This is a genomic window from Pseudomonas mandelii, from assembly GCF_900106065.1.
In the GTDB taxonomy this organism is placed as follows: domain Bacteria; phylum Pseudomonadota; class Gammaproteobacteria; order Pseudomonadales; family Pseudomonadaceae; genus Aquipseudomonas; species Aquipseudomonas mandelii.
Genome location: NZ_LT629796.1, coordinates 2,553,619 through 2,572,729, shown reverse-complemented (window position 1 = coordinate 2,572,729; position 19,111 = coordinate 2,553,619). Strand labels below are relative to the sequence as shown.

15 protein-coding genes and 1 pseudogene are annotated in these 19,111 nt (G+C 59.4%); 6 read left to right on the top strand and 10 right to left on the bottom strand.

Annotated elements, in window-relative coordinates; translation table 11 throughout:
• Positions 1-142: 142 nt before the first annotated feature.
• The 6 genes from BLU63_RS11600 to BLU63_RS11575 all read right to left on the bottom strand — a co-directional run bounded on the left by BLU63_RS11600 (position 143) and on the right by BLU63_RS11575 (position 7,457).
• Positions 143-1,111, bottom strand: a complete 969-nt coding sequence (locus tag BLU63_RS11600) for a CDP-6-deoxy-delta-3,4-glucoseen reductase (RefSeq protein WP_083375494.1) — start codon at positions 1,109-1,111, stop codon at positions 143-145.
• Positions 1,111-2,577 (bottom strand): 4-hydroxy-3-polyprenylbenzoate decarboxylase, encoded by a 1,467-nt coding sequence (gene ubiD / locus BLU63_RS11595; RefSeq protein ID WP_007942423.1) that lies wholly within the window; start codon positions 2,575-2,577, stop codon positions 1,111-1,113. Before ubiD ends, BLU63_RS11600 begins: the two co-directional genes overlap by 1 nt.
• Positions 2,578-2,646: 69 nt before the next feature.
• Positions 2,647-4,647, bottom strand: a complete 2,001-nt coding sequence (locus BLU63_RS11590; protein WP_083375493.1) for an acyltransferase family protein — start codon at positions 4,645-4,647, stop codon at positions 2,647-2,649.
• 144 nt (positions 4,648-4,791) lie between these two features.
• Complete coding sequence (rho, locus tag BLU63_RS11585) at positions 4,792-6,051, bottom strand: transcription termination factor Rho (protein ID WP_007942421.1); 1,260 nt, start codon at positions 6,049-6,051, stop codon at positions 4,792-4,794.
• 248 nt (positions 6,052-6,299) lie between these two features.
• Positions 6,300-6,629, bottom strand: a complete 330-nt coding sequence (trxA, locus tag BLU63_RS11580) for a thioredoxin TrxA (protein WP_008150340.1) — start codon at positions 6,627-6,629, stop codon at positions 6,300-6,302.
• A gap of 120 nt (positions 6,630-6,749) precedes the next feature.
• The gene (locus BLU63_RS11575; protein ID WP_010465028.1) at positions 6,750-7,457 is read right to left on the bottom strand and encodes a FadR/GntR family transcriptional regulator; all 708 of its coding nucleotides are present in this window, start codon (positions 7,455-7,457) and stop codon (positions 6,750-6,752) included.
• A gap of 257 nt (positions 7,458-7,714) precedes the next feature.
• Between BLU63_RS11575 and BLU63_RS11570 the strand changes: the two genes are divergently transcribed.
• From BLU63_RS11570 to ppx, 5 genes are all read left to right on the top strand, one after another.
• Entirely contained in the window at positions 7,715-8,500 is a 786-nt protein-coding gene (locus tag BLU63_RS11570; protein ID WP_083375492.1) for a transporter substrate-binding domain-containing protein, read from the top strand.
• Positions 8,501-8,521: 21 nt separating this feature from the next.
• Entirely contained in the window at positions 8,522-9,190 is a 669-nt protein-coding gene (locus BLU63_RS11565; protein WP_010465033.1) for an amino acid ABC transporter permease, read from the top strand.
• Positions 9,187-9,837, top strand: a complete 651-nt coding sequence (locus BLU63_RS11560; protein WP_083375491.1) for an amino acid ABC transporter permease — start codon at positions 9,187-9,189, stop codon at positions 9,835-9,837. The genes BLU63_RS11565 and BLU63_RS11560 overlap by 4 nt, the downstream gene beginning before the upstream one ends.
• Entirely contained in the window at positions 9,824-10,561 is a 738-nt protein-coding gene (locus BLU63_RS11555; RefSeq protein WP_010465037.1) for an amino acid ABC transporter ATP-binding protein, read from the top strand. Before BLU63_RS11560 ends, BLU63_RS11555 begins: the two co-directional genes overlap by 14 nt.
• A gap of 243 nt (positions 10,562-10,804) precedes the next feature.
• Positions 10,805-12,307 (top strand): exopolyphosphatase, encoded by a 1,503-nt coding sequence (gene ppx / locus BLU63_RS11550; RefSeq protein ID WP_010465038.1) that lies wholly within the window; start codon positions 10,805-10,807, stop codon positions 12,305-12,307.
• Between the two features lie 40 nt (positions 12,308-12,347).
• Here ppx and BLU63_RS11545 read toward each other — a convergent pair.
• The 3 genes and pseudogenes from BLU63_RS11545 to hemB form a co-directional block, all read right to left on the bottom strand.
• Positions 12,348-13,601 (bottom strand): annotated as a pseudogene (locus BLU63_RS11545) (IS3 family transposase).
• A 114-nt stretch (positions 13,602-13,715) separates the two neighbouring features.
• Positions 13,716-15,938 (bottom strand): polyphosphate kinase 1, encoded by a 2,223-nt coding sequence (gene ppk1, locus BLU63_RS11540; protein ID WP_010465040.1) that lies wholly within the window; start codon positions 15,936-15,938, stop codon positions 13,716-13,718.
• An 18-nt stretch (positions 15,939-15,956) separates the two neighbouring features.
• Positions 15,957-16,970 carry a porphobilinogen synthase gene (hemB, locus tag BLU63_RS11535; RefSeq protein ID WP_010465043.1) on the bottom strand — a complete coding sequence of 338 codons (1,014 nt, stop codon included), beginning with the start codon at positions 16,968-16,970 and terminating at the stop codon, positions 15,957-15,959.
• Between the two features lie 206 nt (positions 16,971-17,176).
• On the opposite strand from hemB, the gene BLU63_RS11530 reads away from it, so the two are divergent.
• On the top strand, positions 17,177-17,800 hold the full coding sequence (locus BLU63_RS11530) for a DedA family protein (protein WP_077747159.1): 624 nt from the start codon (positions 17,177-17,179) through the stop codon (positions 17,798-17,800).
• Here BLU63_RS11530 and BLU63_RS11525 read toward each other — a convergent pair.
• Positions 17,781-19,016: a sterol desaturase family protein gene (locus BLU63_RS11525; protein ID WP_083375490.1), complete on the bottom strand. Its 1,236-nt coding sequence runs from the start codon at positions 19,014-19,016 to the stop codon at positions 17,781-17,783. The two genes, BLU63_RS11530 and BLU63_RS11525, sit on opposite strands and share 20 nt — an antisense overlap.
• Positions 19,017-19,111: the final 95 nt, after the last annotated feature.

The following is a 19,111-nucleotide window of genomic DNA, read 5'->3' as shown; positions in this document are numbered from 1 at the left end:
GGCACATATGTTTTCAGGCAATTTAAGTGCCATGGCACAGTTCTTAAATAATTGCCTTGCTTGGATATAACCTACCGGCATTTATATAAAACTATAAATACCGATCGGCTATATGGGGAGTTATAACGATTAAAATCGCGGATCAAGATCGTGGCGCGTACGCAAAGACGTCGGCGCGCATCTGATGCGCATCCATCCCCGCTTCAACCAACGCATCCAGCGTGCCGTAGACCATGGCCGGTGAGCCGCTGGCATATACGTGCAGCGCTTTCAGATCAGGGAAGTCCTCACACACTGCCTCATGCAACATGCCGCAACGCCCCTGCCAGCCGCATTGATCGCTGACGACTTTATGCAGGAACAGATTGGGCAGTTTCAGCCACTCATCCCAATGTTCGATTTCATAAAAGTCTTCAGGCCGACGAACACCCCAATACAGATGCACCGGACGTTTAAAACCCGCGGCCCGGCAATGTTCGATCAGGCTGTGGATCTGGCCCATGCCGGTGCCAGCGGCAATCAGCACCAGCGGACCGTCCGGCAGTTCCGCCAGATGGGTATCGCCGAACGGCATCTCGATCCGCACCATCGGGTTGCGTTGCAGTTGTTCGATCAGGCTCAGCGCACTGCTTTCGCGCGCCAACACATGAATTTCCAGGTCGCGGCCGGAATGCGGTGCCGAGGCCAGGGAGAAGGCGGATTTCTCGCCGTTTTCACGTTCGATCATCAAATACTGGCCAGCGTGATAACGCGGTGGCTTGCCGGCTGGCGCCCGCAGATGCACGCGAAAGGTATCGCCGCCGACGTCCCTGCATTCAATGACCTGACACGAAAAGCTGCGCACCGGCAGTTCTCCCAGCGCGAGCACGCCATCCCACAGCACGATGCAGTCTTCCAGCGGCTCTGCTATGCAAGTGTAGAACTCGCCATGGTCACGCACACCGCCGTCCTGTTCGACCCGGCCTTCCACCAGCAACGCCGCGCACACGTGGCAATTGCCGTTACGACAGCTTTGCGGGCATTCATAGCCCAGGCGCCGCGCGCCATCGAGAATACGCTCGCCGGGCAGAATCTCTAGCACTGCTCCGGAAGGCTGCAAGGTTACACGCATCAATCTATTCCTAACTGATTCCAGATGGCATCGATCCGTTGGGTCACGGCGTCGTCCTTGACGATCACCCGGCCCCACTCGCGAGTGGTTTCGCCCGGCCATTTATGCGTGGCATCGAGCCCCATCTTCGAACCAAGGCCGGAGACCGGCGAGGCGAAGTCGAGGTAGTCGATCGGCGTGTTGTCGATCATCACCGTGTCGCGCTTGGGGTCCATGCGCGTGGTGATGGCCCAGATCACGTCGTTCCAGTCTCGCGCATTGATATCGTCGTCTGTGACGATAACGAACTTGGTGTACATGAACTGTCGCAAAAACGACCAGACACCGAGCATTACCCGCTTGGCGTGGCCCGGATACGACTTCTTCATGGTCACGATGGCCATGCGGTACGAGCAACCTTCCGGCGGCAAGTAGAAGTCGGTGATTTCCGGGAACTGCTTCTGCAGGATCGGCACGAACACTTCGTTCAGCGCCACGCCGAGAATCGCCGGTTCATCCGGCGGACGGCCGGTGTAGGTGCTGTGGTAGATCGGTTTGATCCGATGGGTAATGCGCTCGACGGTGAACACCGGAAAGCTGTCGACTTCGTTGTAGTAGCCAGTGTGGTCGCCGTAAGGGCCTTCGTCGGCCATCTCGCCCGGATGGATCACGCCTTCAAGGATGATCTCGGCGGTGGCCGGCACTTGCAGGTCGTTGCCGCGGCACTTCACCAGTTCGGTGCGGTTGCCGCGCAGCAGACCGGCGAAGGCGTATTCGGAGAGGCTGTCCGGTACCGGCGTCACGGCGCCAAGGATGGTCGCCGGGTCAGCGCCCAGGGCCACGGAGACCGGGAACGGCTGGCCGGGATGCTTTTCGCACCACTCACGGTAATCCAGCGCGCCGCCCCGGTGGCTCAGCCAGCGCATGATGACCTTGTTGCGGCCAATCACTTGCTGACGGTAGATACCGAGGTTCTGGCGGTCTTTGTTCGGACCTTTGGTGACGGTCAGGCCCCAGGTGATCAGCGGGCCGACGTCGCCGGGCCAGCAGGTCTGCACCGGCAGCATCGCCAGATCGACGTCGTCGCCTTCGATGACCACTTCCTGGCACACCGCGTCTTTCACGACTTTCGGCGCCATCGCAATGATCTTGCGGAAGATCGGCAGCTTGGACCAGGCGTCTTTCAAGCCCTTCGGCGGCTCGGGCTCTTTGAGGAAGGCCAGCAGCTTGCCGATCTCGCGCAGCTCGCTGACCGCCTCGGCGCCCATGCCCATCGCCACCCGCTCGGGGGTGCCGAACAGGTTGCCGAGCACCGGAATGTCGTAGCCGGTCGGGTTTTCGAACAGCAGCGCCGGGCCTTTTGCCCGAAGCGTGCGATCACAGACTTCTGTCATCTCCAGCACTGGAGAGACGGGGATCTGGATGCGTTTCAACTCTCCGCGCTGCTCAAGCTGCTGCACGAAATCCCGAAGATCCTTGAATTTCATTGACGATGGCACCCCTAAAATAGGCGTACATCCTACCTGCTCTGCCGCCCGCTGGCAGCTTATCGCTGCTTACTTGGCCGCATTTGCGTTGCCATTGCCCAGTGTCGTGCGGGCTTGCAAGCGCTTGAACAGCGGCTCAAGCACCGGCGCGATAAAGCGCGCACCGACTTCCGACAGGTGATTGTCGTCGGTATACAGCGAATGACCGTCGAGTTCGGCGCGGCACAGGCCCGCGTGATCGCACAGCAATGGCGCCGGATCAACCACGGTCACGCCGGGGTTCTCCGCCGCTATCTGCGCGAACAGTTGGCTGATGAACGCCTGGCGCTTGAAGTGCTCAGCCACTGCTAATCCGACGTCATCGGTCGGACGATGCAGCATGGCCAGGCGGCTGAGGCGGTAAGGCGGGCTGAAGGGTTGCAACGGCGCTTCCTTGATCAGCCAGACGCGATGCCCGCCATTGCGCAATTGCCGGATGGTCGCCTGTAACCCTTCCGCCAGTTGCTGCTCGGCATTGGCCCTTTCATAACGACCATGGGCATCTTTCAGTGCATGCCCGAGATCGCCTTTCGCATCACCATAGAGATACAGGCTCCAGCGCGCGACAAGCACCACATCGCCCACCGACTGCGGCTTCAACTCCTGCTCGACCCGGCGATTGAAACGGGCGCACCGTTGATCGTGCTCAAGCCCTTCCACCGGGAGGCAGCCCGTTGAACTGGCGAGAATCACGCTGACGCCATGCTTCTGCGCCCCCTCATCGAATACCGGAATCAGCGCGGTGGCGTGACTGTCGCCCCAGACCAGCAGCCGTGACGACAACGCCGGCGCCCCGTAGTGACAGAAGAGCTTGTCGTCAGGGGTTTTGTCGTCGGCCAGGCAGCGCATCAGTTCCGGTCGCCATTCCTTCGCCTTGGCGTACTGCAACGCTTGATCGGACAGGCGCGAAGGCAAGCCATGGGTCCAGCGCAACGTTTGCCCGGCCAGCCCCAGCACCAGTACACCGACGCCCGCCGCCAGCAGCATCTGCCGACGCCCCGCCAGCAGCCGTCGTTCACGGAACGGCGTCTCGACAAATTTCCACGACAAGTAGCCCAGCACCAGGGTGAGCAGAATCAAGCCGGCAATATCAAACGGGCCGGGCTCCTCGACACTGGCGTAACTGGCGAAGACAAACACCGGCCAATGCCACAGGTACCAGGAATAGGAAATCAGCCCGACGCCGACCAGTACGCGACTGGCCAGCAGCCCACCCACCAGGGTCTGCCGGTGTCCGTTGGCCCAGATCAGTGCAACCACGCCCAAGGTCGGCAACAACGCCGCGACACCGGGAAATGGCGTGCTTTTGTCGTAACCCACTATCGCCAGCAGAATCAACCCGAACCCAGCCAGGCTGACCACTTGAGCCCCGGCGGTGGTCAGGCGCCATTGGCTTCTGGGCGCCACGGCCAGCATGGCGCCGGCCAACAACTCCCAGGCGCGCATCGGCAACAGGAAAAACGCTTTCTCAGGGTGATGCGCAACGGCCCACACACTGAGCCCGAAAGACACCAGCAATACGGCGAACAGCGCCAGACGCCAGGCTTTCAGGCGACTCGACAACAGCGTCAGCAACAGCGGGAAAACGATATAGAACTGCTCTTCAACCGCCAGCGACCAGGTATGCAGCAACGGCTTGAGGTCGGAAGCAACGTCAAAGTAGCCGTCCTGACGCATGAACAGGATGTTGGAGACAAACATCACCTGGTAACGCACAGAGCGCCCCAGTTCTTCATAGTCCTTAGGCGCTAACAGAAACCAGCCCACCGCCAGCACGGCAATGATCATGGCAAACAGCGCGGGGAGGATTCGCCGGGCACGGCGGGCCCAGAAGTCGACAAAGCTGAAACGCCCGACCTGACGCTGGTTCCAGATGATCGAGGTGATCAGGTAGCCGGAAATCACAAAGAAGATGTCCACGCCGACGAACCCGCCGGTAAACCCTGGAACGCCAAAATGGAACAGCACCACGGCAATCACGGCGATTGCGCGTAAACCGTCGATATCCCTTCGATAAGCAAGCGTGCTCATAAACAGTAAGGCCAGTCAGTTGATTGTTTTTACGATCGTTTTTTTGTTTTCTAACTGACCGGAGTTAATCACAAACCTCCCATTTTTCTGGCAAAAAAAATGGCGCCCCGAAGGACGCCATTTTAAGCGGATGTAAAAACCGCCTTACTTGCGCTTCATCGACAAGAAGAACTCGTCGTTGGTCTTGGTCGTTTTCAGCTTGTCGACCAGGAACTCGATGGCCGCAATTTCGTCCATCGGGTGCAGCAGCTTGCGCAGAATCCACATGCGCTGCAACTCGTCGTCGGCCGTCAGCAACTCTTCGCGGCGGGTGCCGGAACGGTTGATATTGATGGCCGGGAAGACGCGTTTTTCAGCGATACGACGGTCCAGAGGCAGTTCCATGTTGCCGGTGCCTTTGAATTCTTCGTAGATCACTTCGTCCATCTTCGAGCCGGTTTCAACCAGCGCGGTGGCGATGATAGTCAGCGAACCGCCTTCCTCGATGTTCCGCGCGGCGCCGAAGAAACGTTTCGGTTTCTCCAGTGCGTGGGCATCGACACCACCGGTGAGTACTTTGCCGGAGCTCGGGATCACGGTGTTGTAGGCACGAGCCAGACGGGTGATGGAATCGAGCAGGATCACCACGTCTTTCTTGTGTTCGACCAGGCGCTTGGCCTTCTCGATCACCATTTCTGCAACCTGCACGTGGCGGGTTGGCGGCTCATCGAACGTCGAGGCAACCACTTCGCCGCGCACGGTGCGCTGCATTTCGGTCACTTCTTCCGGACGTTCATCGATCAGCAATACGATCAGGTGAACTTCAGGGTTGTTACGAGCGATGTTGGCGGCGATGTTCTGCAGCATGATCGTTTTACCGGCTTTCGGCGGTGCAACGATCAGACCGCGCTGGCCTTTGCCGATCGGGGCGCACAGGTCGATGACACGACCGGTCAAGTCTTCGGTGGAACCGTTGCCGGCTTCCATCTTCATGCGCACGGTCGGGAACAGCGGGGTCAGGTTCTCGAAGAGAATCTTGTTTTTCGCGTTCTCGGGCCGATCGTAGTTGATCGTGTCGACCTTGAGCAGCGCGAAATAACGCTCGCCTTCCTTCGGAGGGCGGATCTTGCCAACGATGGTGTCACCGGTGCGCAAGTTGAAGCGACGGATCTGGCTCGGCGAGACGTAGATATCGTCTGGGCCGGCGAGATAGGAAGCGTCAGCGGAGCGCAGGAAGCCGAAGCCGTCCTGGAGAATCTCCAGCACGCCATCACCGGAGATTTCCTCGCCGCTTTTCGCGTGCTTTTTGAGCAGGGAGAAAATCACGTCCTGCTTGCGCGAACGGGCCATATTTTCTATGCCCATCTGTTCGGCCAATTCGAGCAGTTCGGTAATCGGCTTTTGCTTGAGTTCAGTCAGATTCATATAGGAATGACGTAATCATTTATGGAGGGGGGGAAATTAAGCTTTTGGCTTAATGAGGCCGCGCCGCAGAGAAGGCGACAGGATCGCGTACTTATTCGAAAAGGAGTGCGTCGGCGACGGCTAGCAGGGGGCAATGGAGAAACCAGTGCGGGGCCGAATGTACCACCTGAGTTTCGGAGCGTCTAGCCCTCAATAACGAAAAGGCCCCGCAATATGCGGGGCCTTTTCCTGACGCTTTATAACAACGCTTAAATGTTGGCGTCGAGGAAGGCCGCCAGTTGCGACTTCGACAGTGCGCCGACCTTGGTCGCTTCAACGTTGCCGTTCTTGAACAGCATCAGAGTCGGGATACCACGCACGCCATGCTTGGCCGGGGTTTCCTGGTTCTCGTCGATGTTCAGCTTGGCAACGGTCAGTTTGCCTTTGTAGGTTTCAGCAATTTCGTCCAGGACAGGAGCGATCATTTTGCAAGGGCCGCACCATTCAGCCCAGTAGTCGACCAGTACAGCGCCTTCGGCCTTGAGGACGTCGACGTCGAAGCTAGCGTCGGTGACGTGTTTGATAAGATCGCTGCTCATGGAAGTCTCCAGGTTGTAAGCAAAAAAACGTGGCCCATCATAGCCGCCCTTCCCTCGTTCAGGAAGGTGCAGTTGATTGAGTCTCGCTATGGTGGCGCATGACTTTGGGTATAGCTCAAGTCACGGGGTGGCGGGAGCGACGAAGGCAATTCCGGTACGCAGGGCTGCATTGCGTACATGTTCCTGCATGGCTTTCTGCGCCGCGCCGGACGAACGCCGGGCTAGCGCACGGAGGATTTTGCGGTGTTCCTGCCAGGTTTCCATGGCGCGTTCGGCCCGGATGAACGGTAGCTTCTGGCTCTCCAAAAAGATGTCGGCGCTGGCCGTGAGGATGCTCAGCATTGCCTGATTACCGCTGGCCAGCAGGATGCGTCGGTGAAAATCGAAATCCAGTCGTGCCGCCGCCTCGAAGTCGCCTGCCTTCAATTCGTTGCGCATGGCGGCCACGTTGTCTTCCAGCGTATCGAGCTCGTGGGTGCTCAGGGTCACCGCGGCCAAACCGGCGGCAAAACCTTCCAGGGCATAACGCAACTGGAAAATATCCAACGGCGATGCCTGGGCTGCGAAGGGCCAGCTCAGTGCCGCATCGCCGCGCGGCAAATCCACCGGCGACTGCACGAATACGCCCTTGCCCGGCTGGATGCTGATCACGCCCAACGCACTCAACGACGACAGCGCCTCACGCAGGGACGCCCGACTCACCCCCAATTGCACCGCCAGATCTCGCTGCGAAGGCAAGGCATCGCCCGGCGCGAAACCCTGTTCGGTGATCAGTTTACGGATGGCTTGCAGCGCCACTTCAGGTACGGCTCTGGAAATCGAATTCATGGTTTTTTCAGACGAACCAGGACAATGAGCGGCTAGTTGTAAAGCTATTCGCAGCCCTCGGCAAGTCGTGCCCCATGGGGGTTCGGCACGTTTCACGGATGCGCCATGAGGGTGCGAAACGCCCATTCACTGTTCAGACCAGTAAGACCGAAAGAATCCAGTAAAACCGTGGCCTGCGGCCCCCAAATCCGCTTCTTGGCATGGCCCGTGCTCTGTCGATCCGCAGAATTCATTCCTCGTCGATTCGGAGATTCGCCATGACCCTGCGTTACAGCGCCCTTCTCACTGCCCTGTTTGCCAGCCTGATGTTGTGCCAGGCACCCGCTCACGCCGACGGCCTGGAGGATGTAGTCAAACGCGGCGTCCTCAAGGTCGCCGTGCCTCAGGACTTTCCGCCGTTCGGCTCGGTCGGCCCGGACATGAAACCCCGAGGCCTCGACATCGACACCGCCAAACTGCTGGCCGAGCAACTCAAGGTCAAACTTGAACTGACCCCGGTCAACAGCACCAACCGCATTCCATTCCTGACCACCGGCAAGGTCGACCTGGTGATCTCCAGCCTGGGCAAGAACCCCGAGCGCGAGAAAGTCATCGACTTCTCCAGCGCCTATGCGCCGTTCTACCTCGCCGTGTTCGGTCCGCCAGATGCCGACATCAAAGGCCTGGACGACCTCAAGGGTAAAACCGTCAGCGTCACCCGGGGCGCCATCGAAGACATCGAGCTGACCAAAGTCGCTCCCGAAGGTGTGACCATCAAACGCTTCGAAGACAACAACTCGACCATTGCCGCCTACATCGCCGGGCAAGTCGACCTCATCGCCAGCGGCAACGTGGTGATGGTCGCGATCAGCGAGAAGAACCCTAAACGCATTCCAGCGTTGAAAGTGAAGCTCAAGGACTCGCCGGTCTATGTCGGCGTGAACAAGAACGAGCCGGCGCTGTTGGGCAAGGTCAATCAGATCCTCGCCACCGCCAAAACCGACGGCGCACTGGAGAAAAACTCCCAGACCTGGCTGAAAGAGCCATTGCCGGCCGACCTCTGATCGTCGCTCGGGAGATTTGATATGGCCTATCAGTTCGACTTTCTGCCGGTGGTGCAAAACACCGATCTGCTACTGCGCGGCGCCTTGTTCACCCTTGAACTGACGGCCATCGGCGCAGTGCTGGGTGTGGGGTTGGGCATCGTCGGGGCGCTGGTGCGGGCGTGGAACATTCGCCCGTTCTCGGCGATCTTCGGGGTCTACGTCGAGTTGATCCGCAATACGCCGTTTCTGGTGCAGCTGTTTTTCATTTTCTTCGGCTTGCCGTCGCTGGGAGTACAGATTTCCGAATGGCAGGCGGCGGTGCTGGCGATGGTGATCAACCTCGGTGCCTACTCGACCGAAATCATCCGCGCCGGTATCCAGGCGATCCCCCGAGGACAGCTGGAAGCCGCAGCGGCCTTGGCGATGAGTCGATTCGAAGCGTTCCGCCACGTGGTGCTGCTGCCAGCGCTGGGCAAGGTCTGGCCGGCCCTGAGCAGCCAGATCATCATCGTCATGCTCGGCTCGGCGGTCTGTTCGCAAATCGCCACCGAAGAACTGAGCTTTGCCGCCAACTTCATTCAGTCGCGCAACTTCCGCGCCTTTGAAACCTATGCCCTGACCACGCTGCTGTACCTGTGCATGGCGCTGCTGATCCGCCAACTGCTGAACTGGATCGGCCGCCGCTATATCTCGAGGAGCAGCCAATGAGCGATTTCACCTTCTGGGACATCGTGCGCAACCTGCTCACCGGCCTGCAGTGGACCCTGGCGTTATCGCTGGTGGCGTTTATCGGCGGCGGGCTGATCGGCTTGCTGATCATGGTCATGCGCATCTCGAAAAAGCCTCTGCCGCGTAACATTGCCCGCACTTACATCGAGCTGTTCCAGGGTACGCCGCTGTTGATGCAGCTGTTTCTGGTGTTTTTCGGCGTGGCGCTGGCCGGTGTGGAGATTTCGCCGTGGATGGCGGCGGCGCTCGCCCTGACGCTGTTTACCAGCGCCTATCTGGCGGAGATCTGGCGCGGCTGCGTCGATTCGATTCCCAATGGTCAGTGGGAAGCCTCGTCAAGCCTGGCGCTCAACCCGCTGGAGCAACTGCGCTACGTGATTCTGCCGCAAGCGCTGCGGATCGCCGTGGCACCCACCGTGGGCTTCTCGGTGCAAGTGGTCAAAGGCACCGCCGTGACCTCGATCATCGGTTTCACCGAACTGACCAAGACCGGCGGCATGCTCGCCAACGCGACATTCGAACCCTTCATGGTCTATGGCCTCGTCGCCCTCGGCTACTTCCTGCTTTGCTACCCCTTGTCCCTCAGTGCGCGCTACCTGGAAAGGAGACTGCATGCCTCTGCTTAGAATTTCCGCCCTGCATAAATATTACGGCGACCACCATGTGCTCAAAGGCATCGACCTGAGCGTCGAGGAGGGCCAGGTGGTGGCGATCATCGGCCGCAGCGGCTCGGGCAAATCCACCTTGCTGCGCACCCTCAACGGCCTGGAGTCGATCAACGACGGCGTAATTGAGGTCGACGGCGAATACCTCGATGCCGCTCGCGCCGATTTGCGCACCTTGCGGCAGAAAGTCGGGATGGTGTTCCAGCAGTTCAACCTGTTCCCGCACCTGACCGTGGGCGAGAACGTGATGCTCGCGCCGCAAGTGGTGCAGAAAGTGCCGAAGGCCAAAGCGGTCGAGCTGGCGCGGGAGATGCTGGAGCGGGTCGGGCTGGGCGAGAAGTTTGATGCCTTCCCGGACCGGCTGTCGGGCGGGCAGCAGCAGCGCGTAGCGATTGCCCGGGCGTTGGCAATGTCTCCCAAAGTCTTGCTGTGCGACGAAATCACGTCAGCGCTGGACCCGGAATTGGTCAATGAAGTGCTGAGCGTGGTGCGGCAACTGGCCAAGGAAGGCATGACACTGATCATGGTCACCCATGAAATGCGCTTTGCCCGGGAGGTTGGGGATAAGTTGGTGTTCATGCATCAGGGCAAGGTGCATGAGGTGGGGGATCCGAAGATTCTGTTTGCGAACCCGCAGACGGCGGAGCTGGCGAACTTCATCGGCACAGTTGAAGCAGCAGGCTAACCCTTTTGTGGCGAGGGAGCTTGCTCCCGCTGGGCTGCGCAGCGGCCCTAAAAATTATCACCTCGTTTTCACTGGATCGCATGTGCAGGTTTTGCGACTGCTGCGCAGTCGAGCGGGAGCAAGCTCCCTCGCCACAGGAACTCATGCCGTCCGTGCTCTGGATCAAGGCTTTGAACGCTGCGCGTTGGCGGCAGCGTTTGATCGTGGCAGGATGTCGAGGTTATCGACCGAGACCCCATGACCATGCCGCAATCCCAAGCCAAGAATCTGTCCCTGATCGCCGCAATCGACCTGGGCTCCAACAGCTTTCACATGGTCGTGGCCAAGGCCCAGAACGGCGAAATCCGTATTCTCGAGCGCCTCGGGGAGAAAGTTCAGCTGGCCGCCGGCATCGACGAAGAGCGTCAGCTCAACGAAGAATCCATGCAGCGCGGGCTCGATTGCCTGAAGCGTTTTGCCCAACTGATCAACGGTATGCCGCCCGGTGCCGTGCGGATCGTCGGCACCAACGCCCTGCGTGAAGCCCGCAACCGCGGTGAATTCATCCGCCGCGCCGAAGAAATCCTCGGCCACTCGGTGGAAGTCATCTCCGGCCGTGAAGAAGCGCGCCTGATCTACCTCGGCGTGTCCCACACCCTCGCCGACACCCCGGGCAAACGCCTGGTGGCCGACATTGGCGGCGGCAGTACCGAATTCATTATCGGCCAGCGCTTCGAACCGCTGCTGCGCGAAAGCCTGCAGATGGGCTGCGTCAGTTATACTCAGCGTTATTTCAAGGATGGCAAGATCACCCCGGCCCGCTACGCCCAGGCGTACACCGCAGCGCGGCTGGAGATCATGAGCATCGAACACGCGCTGCATCGCCTGACCTGGGATGAAGCCATCGGCTCCTCGGGCACCATCCGCGCCATTGGCCTGGCGCTGAAGGCGGGCGGTCATGGCACGGGCGAGGTCAACGCCGAAGGCCTGGCCTGGCTCAAGCGCAAACTGATGAAGCTGGGCGATGTCGAGAAAATCGACTTCGAAGGCATCAAGCCTGACCGCCGCGCGATTTTCCCCGCCGGCCTGGCGATTCTCGAAGCGATCTTCGACGCCCTAGAACTGCAACGCATGGACCACTGTGAAGGCGCCCTGCGCGAAGGCGTGCTCTATGACCTGCTGGGCCGTCATCACCATGAAGACGTCCGTGAGCGCACGCTCAGCTCGTTGATGGAGCGTTATCACGTCGATCTGGAACAAGCGGCGCGGGTCGAGCGCAAAGCCCTGCATGCCTTCGATCAGGTGGCCAAGGATTGGGAACTGGATGACGGCGTCTGGCGCGAACTGCTCGGCTGGGCGGCCAAGGTCCATGAAGTGGGCCTGGACATCGCTCATTATCAATACCACAAGCACGGCGCCTACCTGATCGAGCACTCGGACCTGGCCGGGTTCTCCCGTGAAGACCAACTGATGCTCGCGTTGTTGGTGCGCGGTCACCGACGCAACATTCCCCGGGACCGGTTTGCCGATTTCGGCGAGGACGGGATCAAGCTGATTCGTCTGTGCGTGCTGCTGCGCTTTGCGATCCTGTTCCATCACATCCGTGGCACCCAGGAAATGCCGCAGGTCGTCTTGCACGCCAAACGCGACAGCCTCGATGTGTTGTTCCCTGAAAACTGGCTGGACGAAAACCAACTGACCCAGGCCGACTTCGCCCTTGAGGCTGAATGGCTGACGCGGGTCAGCTTCACGCTGAACGTGCGCTAAAAACCGCAGCGAACACATTCCCTGTGGCGAGGGAGCTTGTCTAGTCCTGAAATAGGTTTACACCTGTTTCACCCTAACGCCCGATGCACCGCATCGGGCGTTTTGTATTTCAAAGACAGGTGCGGTCGCTCGCCGTTGTAGATCGATACCGACTCACTCACCATCTTCTTCGCTTGCGTCAAATCCTGCGGCCGCTGAAGCATAAGCTCTGTCTTCAGTATCCCGTTGACCCTCTCTGCCAAGGCATTTTGGTAGCAGTCATAGCCATCCGTCATTGAACATCGAATGCCGTATTTCGCGTGCAACGCTTGGTACATCCCCGAGCAATATTGGATACCTCTATCTGAGTGGTGCACCAACGGCTGCTCTGTCCGACGGTGCTCTACCGCCCAGCTCAGCGCGTGTGCTACCGACTCGGCATAAAGGCTTTCATGGACGTGATAGCCCACGATCTTTCGCGAAAAAGCATCCGTCACAAGGCTCAGATAAGCCACACCTTCCTGAGTTGGCAAATAGGTTATGTCAGCCACCCAGACTTGTTCCGGGCCGCAGGGAACAACCTGATCAGGACCTGGTTTGAGCAGGTTCGGGTGGCGGTGAAAGCGATGATGACTATTGGTCGTCTTGTGATACGCCCGCTTGCGAGCCACCAATAAACGCCGTTCACGCAGAATCGAAAACAGCCGATCTCGCCCCACTTGCAGCTCAAGTTGAGGCTGGCATTGCAGCAAGTAATACAGCTTTCGGGTGCCCAGCCGCGGCTGCCGCAGGCGCTTTTGTTGAACGAAATCGGCAACTTTCTGATCCAGAACCAGACGAGCTGCATCGGCGCGATTGCGTTTGTAGTAAGCCTGGCGGCTTATCCCCATGAACTGGCAAGCCCTGCTGATGCTCAGGTTTTGGATTCGTTTTTGCGCGAGGACTTGCCGGGACGCTTTTTTACGACAGAGAGACCGTAGTCATTTTTCAAGACATCCAAGACCGCCTCGAAAAACTGCGCTTTCTGATTGGACAGCGCCAACTGTTCTTCAAGCTCTTTGATGCGTTGTTCTGGCGTTAATGGTCGGTTTTTGTCGGGCATAGACCCCATCCTCGGCGAGCCAATGTATGTGCCTGGGCTCCAATCCTGCCGACCGTGCTTGCGTAACCACGTCAGAACGGTCGTTTTGCCTTGAATCCCGTAGCGCTCCTGAGCCTCTTTATAGCTCAGCTCGCCTTTTTCGACCTGATCGACTACCGACAATTTAAAGGTCAGCGTGTAGTCTCGCTGACTACGCCTTTTTGCTGATTCCATTACGTCCTCCTGAAAAACAGATCAGAAGGTGTAAACCTTATTCAGGACGGGACAGCTGAAACCAAAAAGGGCGATCCATGTGGATCGCCCTTTTTTTGCCCAACCGAATCTGCGTCAGCGAACGGCGAGAATCGGGCTGCCCAGTCGCTCCAGCAAGGTCGCCTGCGCGCTGCGCGGGTTCTGGTTGCCGGTCGGCGTGTTGCGGATGTAGCGACCGTCCGCCTGCAGGCTCCAGCTGTGGGTGTTGTCGGTCAGATAAAGCTCCAGCTCTTTCTTGACCCTCATGATCAGCTTCTTGCCCTCGACCGGGAAGCAAGTCTCTACGCGCTTGTCGAGGTTGCGCTCCATCCAGTCGGCGCTGGACAGGAACATCTGCTCTTCACCGCCATTGAGGAAGTAGAACACCCGGGTGTGCTCCAGGAAACGCCCGATGATCGAGCGCACATGGATGTTGTGCGACACCCCGGCGATACCCGGACGCAGGCAGCACATGCCGCGCACCACCAGATCGATACGCACCCCGGACTGACTGGCCTTGTACAGCGCGCGGATGATCTTCGGATCGGTCAGCGAGTTGAATTTGGCGATGATGTGCGCCGGTTTGCCATCGAGGGCGAACTGGGTTTCCCGGGCAATCATGTCGAGCATGCCCTTCTTCAACGTGAATGGCGCGTGCAGCAGCTTCTTCATGCGCAGGGTTTTCCCCATGCCGATAAGCTGGCTGAACAGTTTGCCGACGTCTTCGCACAAGGCGTCGTCCGAGGTCAGCAAGCTGTAGTCGGTGTACAGACGGGCGTTGGCCGCGTGGTAGTTGCCGGTACCCAAGTGGGCGTAACGCACGATCTCGCCGGCTTCGCGACGCAGAATCAGCATCATCTTGGCGTGGGTCTTGAAGCCCACCACGCCGTAAATCACCACCGCACCGGCCGCTTGCAGACGGCTGGCCAGTTGCAGGTTGGACTCTTCGTCGAAGCGCGCACGCAACTCGATTACCGCGGTGACTTCCTTGCCGTTACGCGCGGCATCCACCAGCGCATCGACAATTTCCGAGTTGGCGCCGGAGCGGTACAGAGTCTGGCGGACCGCCAATACATGCGGGTCCTTCGCGGCCTGGCGCAGCAGGTCGACCACGGGAGTGAAGGACTCGAACGGGTGCAGCAGCAGGATGTCCTGCTTGCTGATCACGCTGAAGATGTTCTCGCTGTTCTGCAGCAGTTTCGGGATCTGCGGGGTGAACGGCGTGTATTGCAGCGCTCGCTGACTGTCCAGGCCGGTGATGCTGAACAGGCGGGTCAGGTTGACCGGACCGTTGACCTGATACAGCTCGGTCTCGTGCAGGTTGAACTGCTTGAGCAAGTAGTCGGACAGGTGTTTCGGGCACGTGTCGGCCACTTCCAGGCGCACCGCGTCACCGTAGCGACGGGAGAACAGCTCGCCGCGCAGGGCGCGGGCCAGGTCTTCCACGTCTTCGGTATCGACCGCGAGGTCAGCGTTTCGGGTCAGGCGGAACTGGTAGCAGCCCTTGACCTTCATGCCCTGGAACAGGTCATCGGCGTGCGCGTGGATCATCGACGACAGGAATACATAGTTGTCGCCCGAGCCGCCCACTTCTTCCGGCAACTTGATCACGCGCGGCAGCAAGCGTGGCGCGGGGATGATCGCCAGACCGGAATCGCGACCGAAGGCGTCGATGCCTTCGAGCTCGACGATGAAGTTCAGGCTCTTGTTCACCAGCAACGGGAACGGGTGCGTCGGGTCGAGGCCGATCGGGGTGATGATCGGCGCAATCTCGTCGCGGAAATAGCGGCGCACCCAGGTCTTGATCTTGGTGGTCCAGTGACGCCGACGGATGAAGCGGACCTGATGTTTTTCCAGTTCCGGCAACAAAATGTCATTGAGGATCGCGTACTGACGGTCGACGTGACCGTGTACCAGCTCGCTGATGCGGGCCAGGGCCTGATGCGGTTGCAGACCATCGGCACCGGCCTGCTCACGGGCGAAGGTGATCTGCTTCTTCAGGCCAGCCACGCGAATCTCGAAGAACTCGTCCAGGTTGCTGGAGAAGATCAGCAGGAACTTCAGCCGCTCCAGCAACGGGTAGGACTCATCCAGCGCCTGTTCCAGCACGCGGATGTTGAACTGCAGTTGCGAGAGCTCGCGATGGATATACAGGCTGCTGTCATCCAGACCGGGAATGGCAATCGCTGGCGCCGCTGTTGCGGTTTCGGTCACCGCCGCGGGTGGAGCGGGTTCCAGCTCCGGCGGCGTCTCGGCGATTTGCTCGACCACGGGTTGAGCTTCTTTTACGGCAACTTCAGTGAGTCCTTCGGTATTCATGGAATGTTCCTGGGAGGGCTATTTCTGCTCTCGTAACAATTGAGCGGCGCGCACGGCAAAGTAAGTCAGGATGCCATCAGCCCCTGCACGTTTGAAAGCGGTCAGGGATTCGAGGATAACCCCTTCGCTCAACCAGCCATTCTGGATGGCCGCCATGTGCATGGCGTATTCACCGCTGACCTGATAAACAAAGGTCGGCACTTTAAATTCTTCTTTGACCCGGTAAAGGATGTCCAGATACGGCATGCCTGGCTTGACCATGACCATGTCCGCGCCTTCTGACAAGTCCGCCGCCACTTCGTGCAGGGCTTCGTTGCTGTTGGCCGGGTCCATCTGATAGGAGGCCTTGTTGGCCTTGCCCAGGTTCAGCGCCGAACCCACCGCGTCGCGGAACGGGCCGTAATAGGCGCTCGCGTACTTGGCAGAGTAAGCCATGATCCGCACGTTGACGTGATCGGCCAGCTCCAGCGCTTCGCGGATGGCCTGGATGCGACCGTCCATCATGTCCGACGGGGCCACCACCTGTGCGCCTGCCTCGGCGTGGGATAGCGCCTGCTTGACCAGGGCATCGACGGTAATGTCGTTCTGCACGTAGCCCTCTTCGTCGAGAATGCCGTCCTGGCCGTGGGTGGTGAACGGGTCCAGAGCGACGTCAGTGATCACACCCAGTTCCGGGAACTGCGCACGCAAGGCGCGGGTGGCGCGTTGAGCGATGCCGTTCGGGTTCCAGGCTTCGGCGGCGTCCAGGGACTTGAGCTCCGGGGGCGTGACCGGGAACAACGCCACTGCCGGAATCCCCAGTTCGACCCACTTGGCCGCTTCTTCGAGCAACAGATCAATGGTCAGACGCTCAACCCCCGGCATCGACGCGACTGCTTCGCGACGGTTTTCACCGTCCAGCACGAACACCGGCAGGATCAGATCGTCGACGGTCAGAACGTTTTCACGGACCAGTCGACGCGAAAAATCATCACGGCGATTGCGACGCAGGCGGGTTGCAGGAAACAAACGGTTGGCGGGGGTAAAGCTCACGGCAGACTCCTGAGCCCGCTGGCGTGCGAGCGTGACAGTTATAAGCGGCCATTATGACCGTGGTATTACAGTTATGTGCACCCCTGCGGCAGGTAGTCGCATTCCATTGTCCTTGTAGGAAATGTTCACGTCGAGACACATTTGGACACTTTCATGAATGTTCACGAAGGGTTAGGCTGCGCGTTCATTTCGCCAGCATCCAGACAATGCTCCAACAATTTCTTCAGGAATTCGGCTACTTCGCCCTCTTTCTCGGCACGTTCTTCGAAGGCGAAACCATCCTGGTGCTCGCAGGCTTCCTCGCGTTCCGCGGATACATGGACATCAAGATCGTCACGATCGTGGCGTTCTGTGGCAGTTATGCCGGCGATCAGCTGTGGTATTTCCTCGGGCGAAAACACGGTCGCAAATTGCTGGCGCGCAAACCACGCTGGCAACTGATGGGTGACCGGGCGCTGGAACATATCCGCAAACACCCGGACATCTGGGTGCTGAGTTTCCGCTTCGTCTATGGATTGCGCACGGTCATGCCGGTGGCGATCGGCCTGTCGGGATATCCGCCGGGGCGTTATCTGCTGCTCAACGGGATTGGTGCTGCGATCTGGGCGACCGCACTGGCCGCAGCGGCGTATCACTTCGGCGCGGTGCTTGAGGGCATGCTGGGCAGCGTCAAGAAGTACGAGCTGTGGGTGCTTGGTGCCCTGCTGGTACTGGGCCTGGGCTTGTGGCTGCGCCGGCGTTTCAAGAATGCCCGTCTGGCGAAGAAGATCTACGCCGACGAGCAAGCCGAGCTGGCCAAGGCAGCCGAGACTAAGACGCCAACCGAGTGAAGCGGTCCCTGCAACAGTAGAGACCGATGCCGCTGAGCAGGCTGTAGCTGAACAGGCCGATCCAGCCCACCGCGCTGGCCGGCCACAGCCCGACTACCGGCGCCAGCCACACCAGCGGCACATTCGATGTCAGGCGCAGCAGCTCCAGTTTCAACGCCTGCGGGCGATTCTCCAGGGCCATGCCCAACGTAAACAAGCCGAACGCCACTGCGCCCCAGCCCAACACCAGCGCGGCAGTCGGCAAACGTGGCTCAAGGTTCATCAAATAGCTGCCCAGCGCGATGTAAACGCAGAACTGCAACGCCACATACACCTGCTGACGCCCGTCCAGCGGCACCTCGAATTTGCGGAACTGACTCAGGTCCGGTTTGTTCATCGGGTACTTGGCCGCCACATCCGCCGGCCGCCAGCCGGTGCGCATGAACCAGATCCGCAGCTTGTCCCATGTGCTTTCAGCCCGTCGCGCGTCATCCCAAAGCTGTGCGTAAAACTGCACGTTCGCCCACAACGGATTCCAGCTTGCCAACGGCGTGGTCACGCCGAAAATCACCGGCTCGTTGTCGTCCTCTTCCTGGAACGAGCCGAATAGACGGTCCCAAATAATGAACACCCCGCCGTAGTTGCGATCCATGTAGAGAGCGTTCTGTGCATGGTGAGCCCGATGATTGGACGGCGTGACAAAGAACCACTCGAACCAGCCGAGCTTGGGAATGTGTTTGGTATGCACCCAGAACTGATAGAGCAAGTTGAGCGCGGCAACGCTGATGAACACCAGCAACGGCACGCCGAGCACCGCCATCGGCAGGTAGAAAATCCAGCTCAGCAGAAAGCCGGTACTGGTCTGGCGCAGGGCCGTGGAGAGGTTGTAGTCCTCACTCTGGTGATGCACCGAGTGCGCGGCCCAGAGGATGTTGCGCTCATGGCCCATACGGTGCAGCCAGTAGTAGCAGAAGTCATAGAGGACGAAGGCAAACACCCAGACCCAGACGCTGTCGGCCGACAGTTCGAACAGCGCCAGGTGCTTGAGGGCAAACGCATAGGTCACCAGGCCGACGCCTTTGGTCAACAGGCCGGTAGTGGTCGACAACACCCCGGTGCTGATGCTGTTGATCGCGTCCGCCAGCCGATAATTGCTCAACCCGCGCCAACGGTCCGCCAGCAGCTCGACGGCAATCAGCACAAAGAAAAACGGCACCGCATACAGAATGAAGTCCATTGACGCGCCCTGATCGGAATCTTGAGGACAGATGCTAGGTGTAGCCGCGAATTAACCCTATGGCAACGAGTGACAAATTAGTGGACATTTAACGC

Excerpts from the sequence above, each read along its gene's own strand:
- BLU63_RS11600 (WP_083375494.1), bottom strand. The coding sequence starts at position 1,111 with ATGCGTGTAACCTTGCAGCCTTCCGGAGCAGTGCTAGAGATTCTGCCC.
- ubiD (WP_007942423.1), bottom strand. The coding sequence starts at position 2,577 with ATGAAATTCAAGGATCTTCGGGATTTCGTGCAGCAGCTTGAGCAGCGC.
- BLU63_RS11590 (WP_083375493.1), bottom strand. The coding sequence starts at position 4,647 with ATGAGCACGCTTGCTTATCGAAGGGATATCGACGGTTTACGCGCAATC.
- rho (WP_007942421.1), bottom strand. The coding sequence starts at position 6,051 with ATGAATCTGACTGAACTCAAGCAAAAGCCGATTACCGAACTGCTCGAA.
- trxA (WP_008150340.1), bottom strand. The coding sequence starts at position 6,629 with ATGAGCAGCGATCTTATCAAACACGTCACCGACGCTAGCTTCGACGTC.
- BLU63_RS11575 (WP_010465028.1), bottom strand. The coding sequence starts at position 7,457 with ATGAATTCGATTTCCAGAGCCGTACCTGAAGTGGCGCTGCAAGCCATC.
- BLU63_RS11570 (WP_083375492.1), top strand. The coding sequence starts at position 7,715 with ATGACCCTGCGTTACAGCGCCCTTCTCACTGCCCTGTTTGCCAGCCTG.
- BLU63_RS11565 (WP_010465033.1), top strand. The coding sequence starts at position 8,522 with ATGGCCTATCAGTTCGACTTTCTGCCGGTGGTGCAAAACACCGATCTG.
- BLU63_RS11560 (WP_083375491.1), top strand. The coding sequence starts at position 9,187 with ATGAGCGATTTCACCTTCTGGGACATCGTGCGCAACCTGCTCACCGGC.
- BLU63_RS11555 (WP_010465037.1), top strand. The coding sequence starts at position 9,824 with ATGCCTCTGCTTAGAATTTCCGCCCTGCATAAATATTACGGCGACCAC.
- ppx (WP_010465038.1), top strand. The coding sequence starts at position 10,805 with ATGCCGCAATCCCAAGCCAAGAATCTGTCCCTGATCGCCGCAATCGAC.
- ppk1 (WP_010465040.1), bottom strand. The coding sequence starts at position 15,938 with ATGAATACCGAAGGACTCACTGAAGTTGCCGTAAAAGAAGCTCAACCC.
- BLU63_RS11530 (WP_077747159.1), top strand. The coding sequence starts at position 17,177 with ATGCTCCAACAATTTCTTCAGGAATTCGGCTACTTCGCCCTCTTTCTC.
- BLU63_RS11525 (WP_083375490.1), bottom strand. The coding sequence starts at position 19,016 with ATGGACTTCATTCTGTATGCGGTGCCGTTTTTCTTTGTGCTGATTGCC.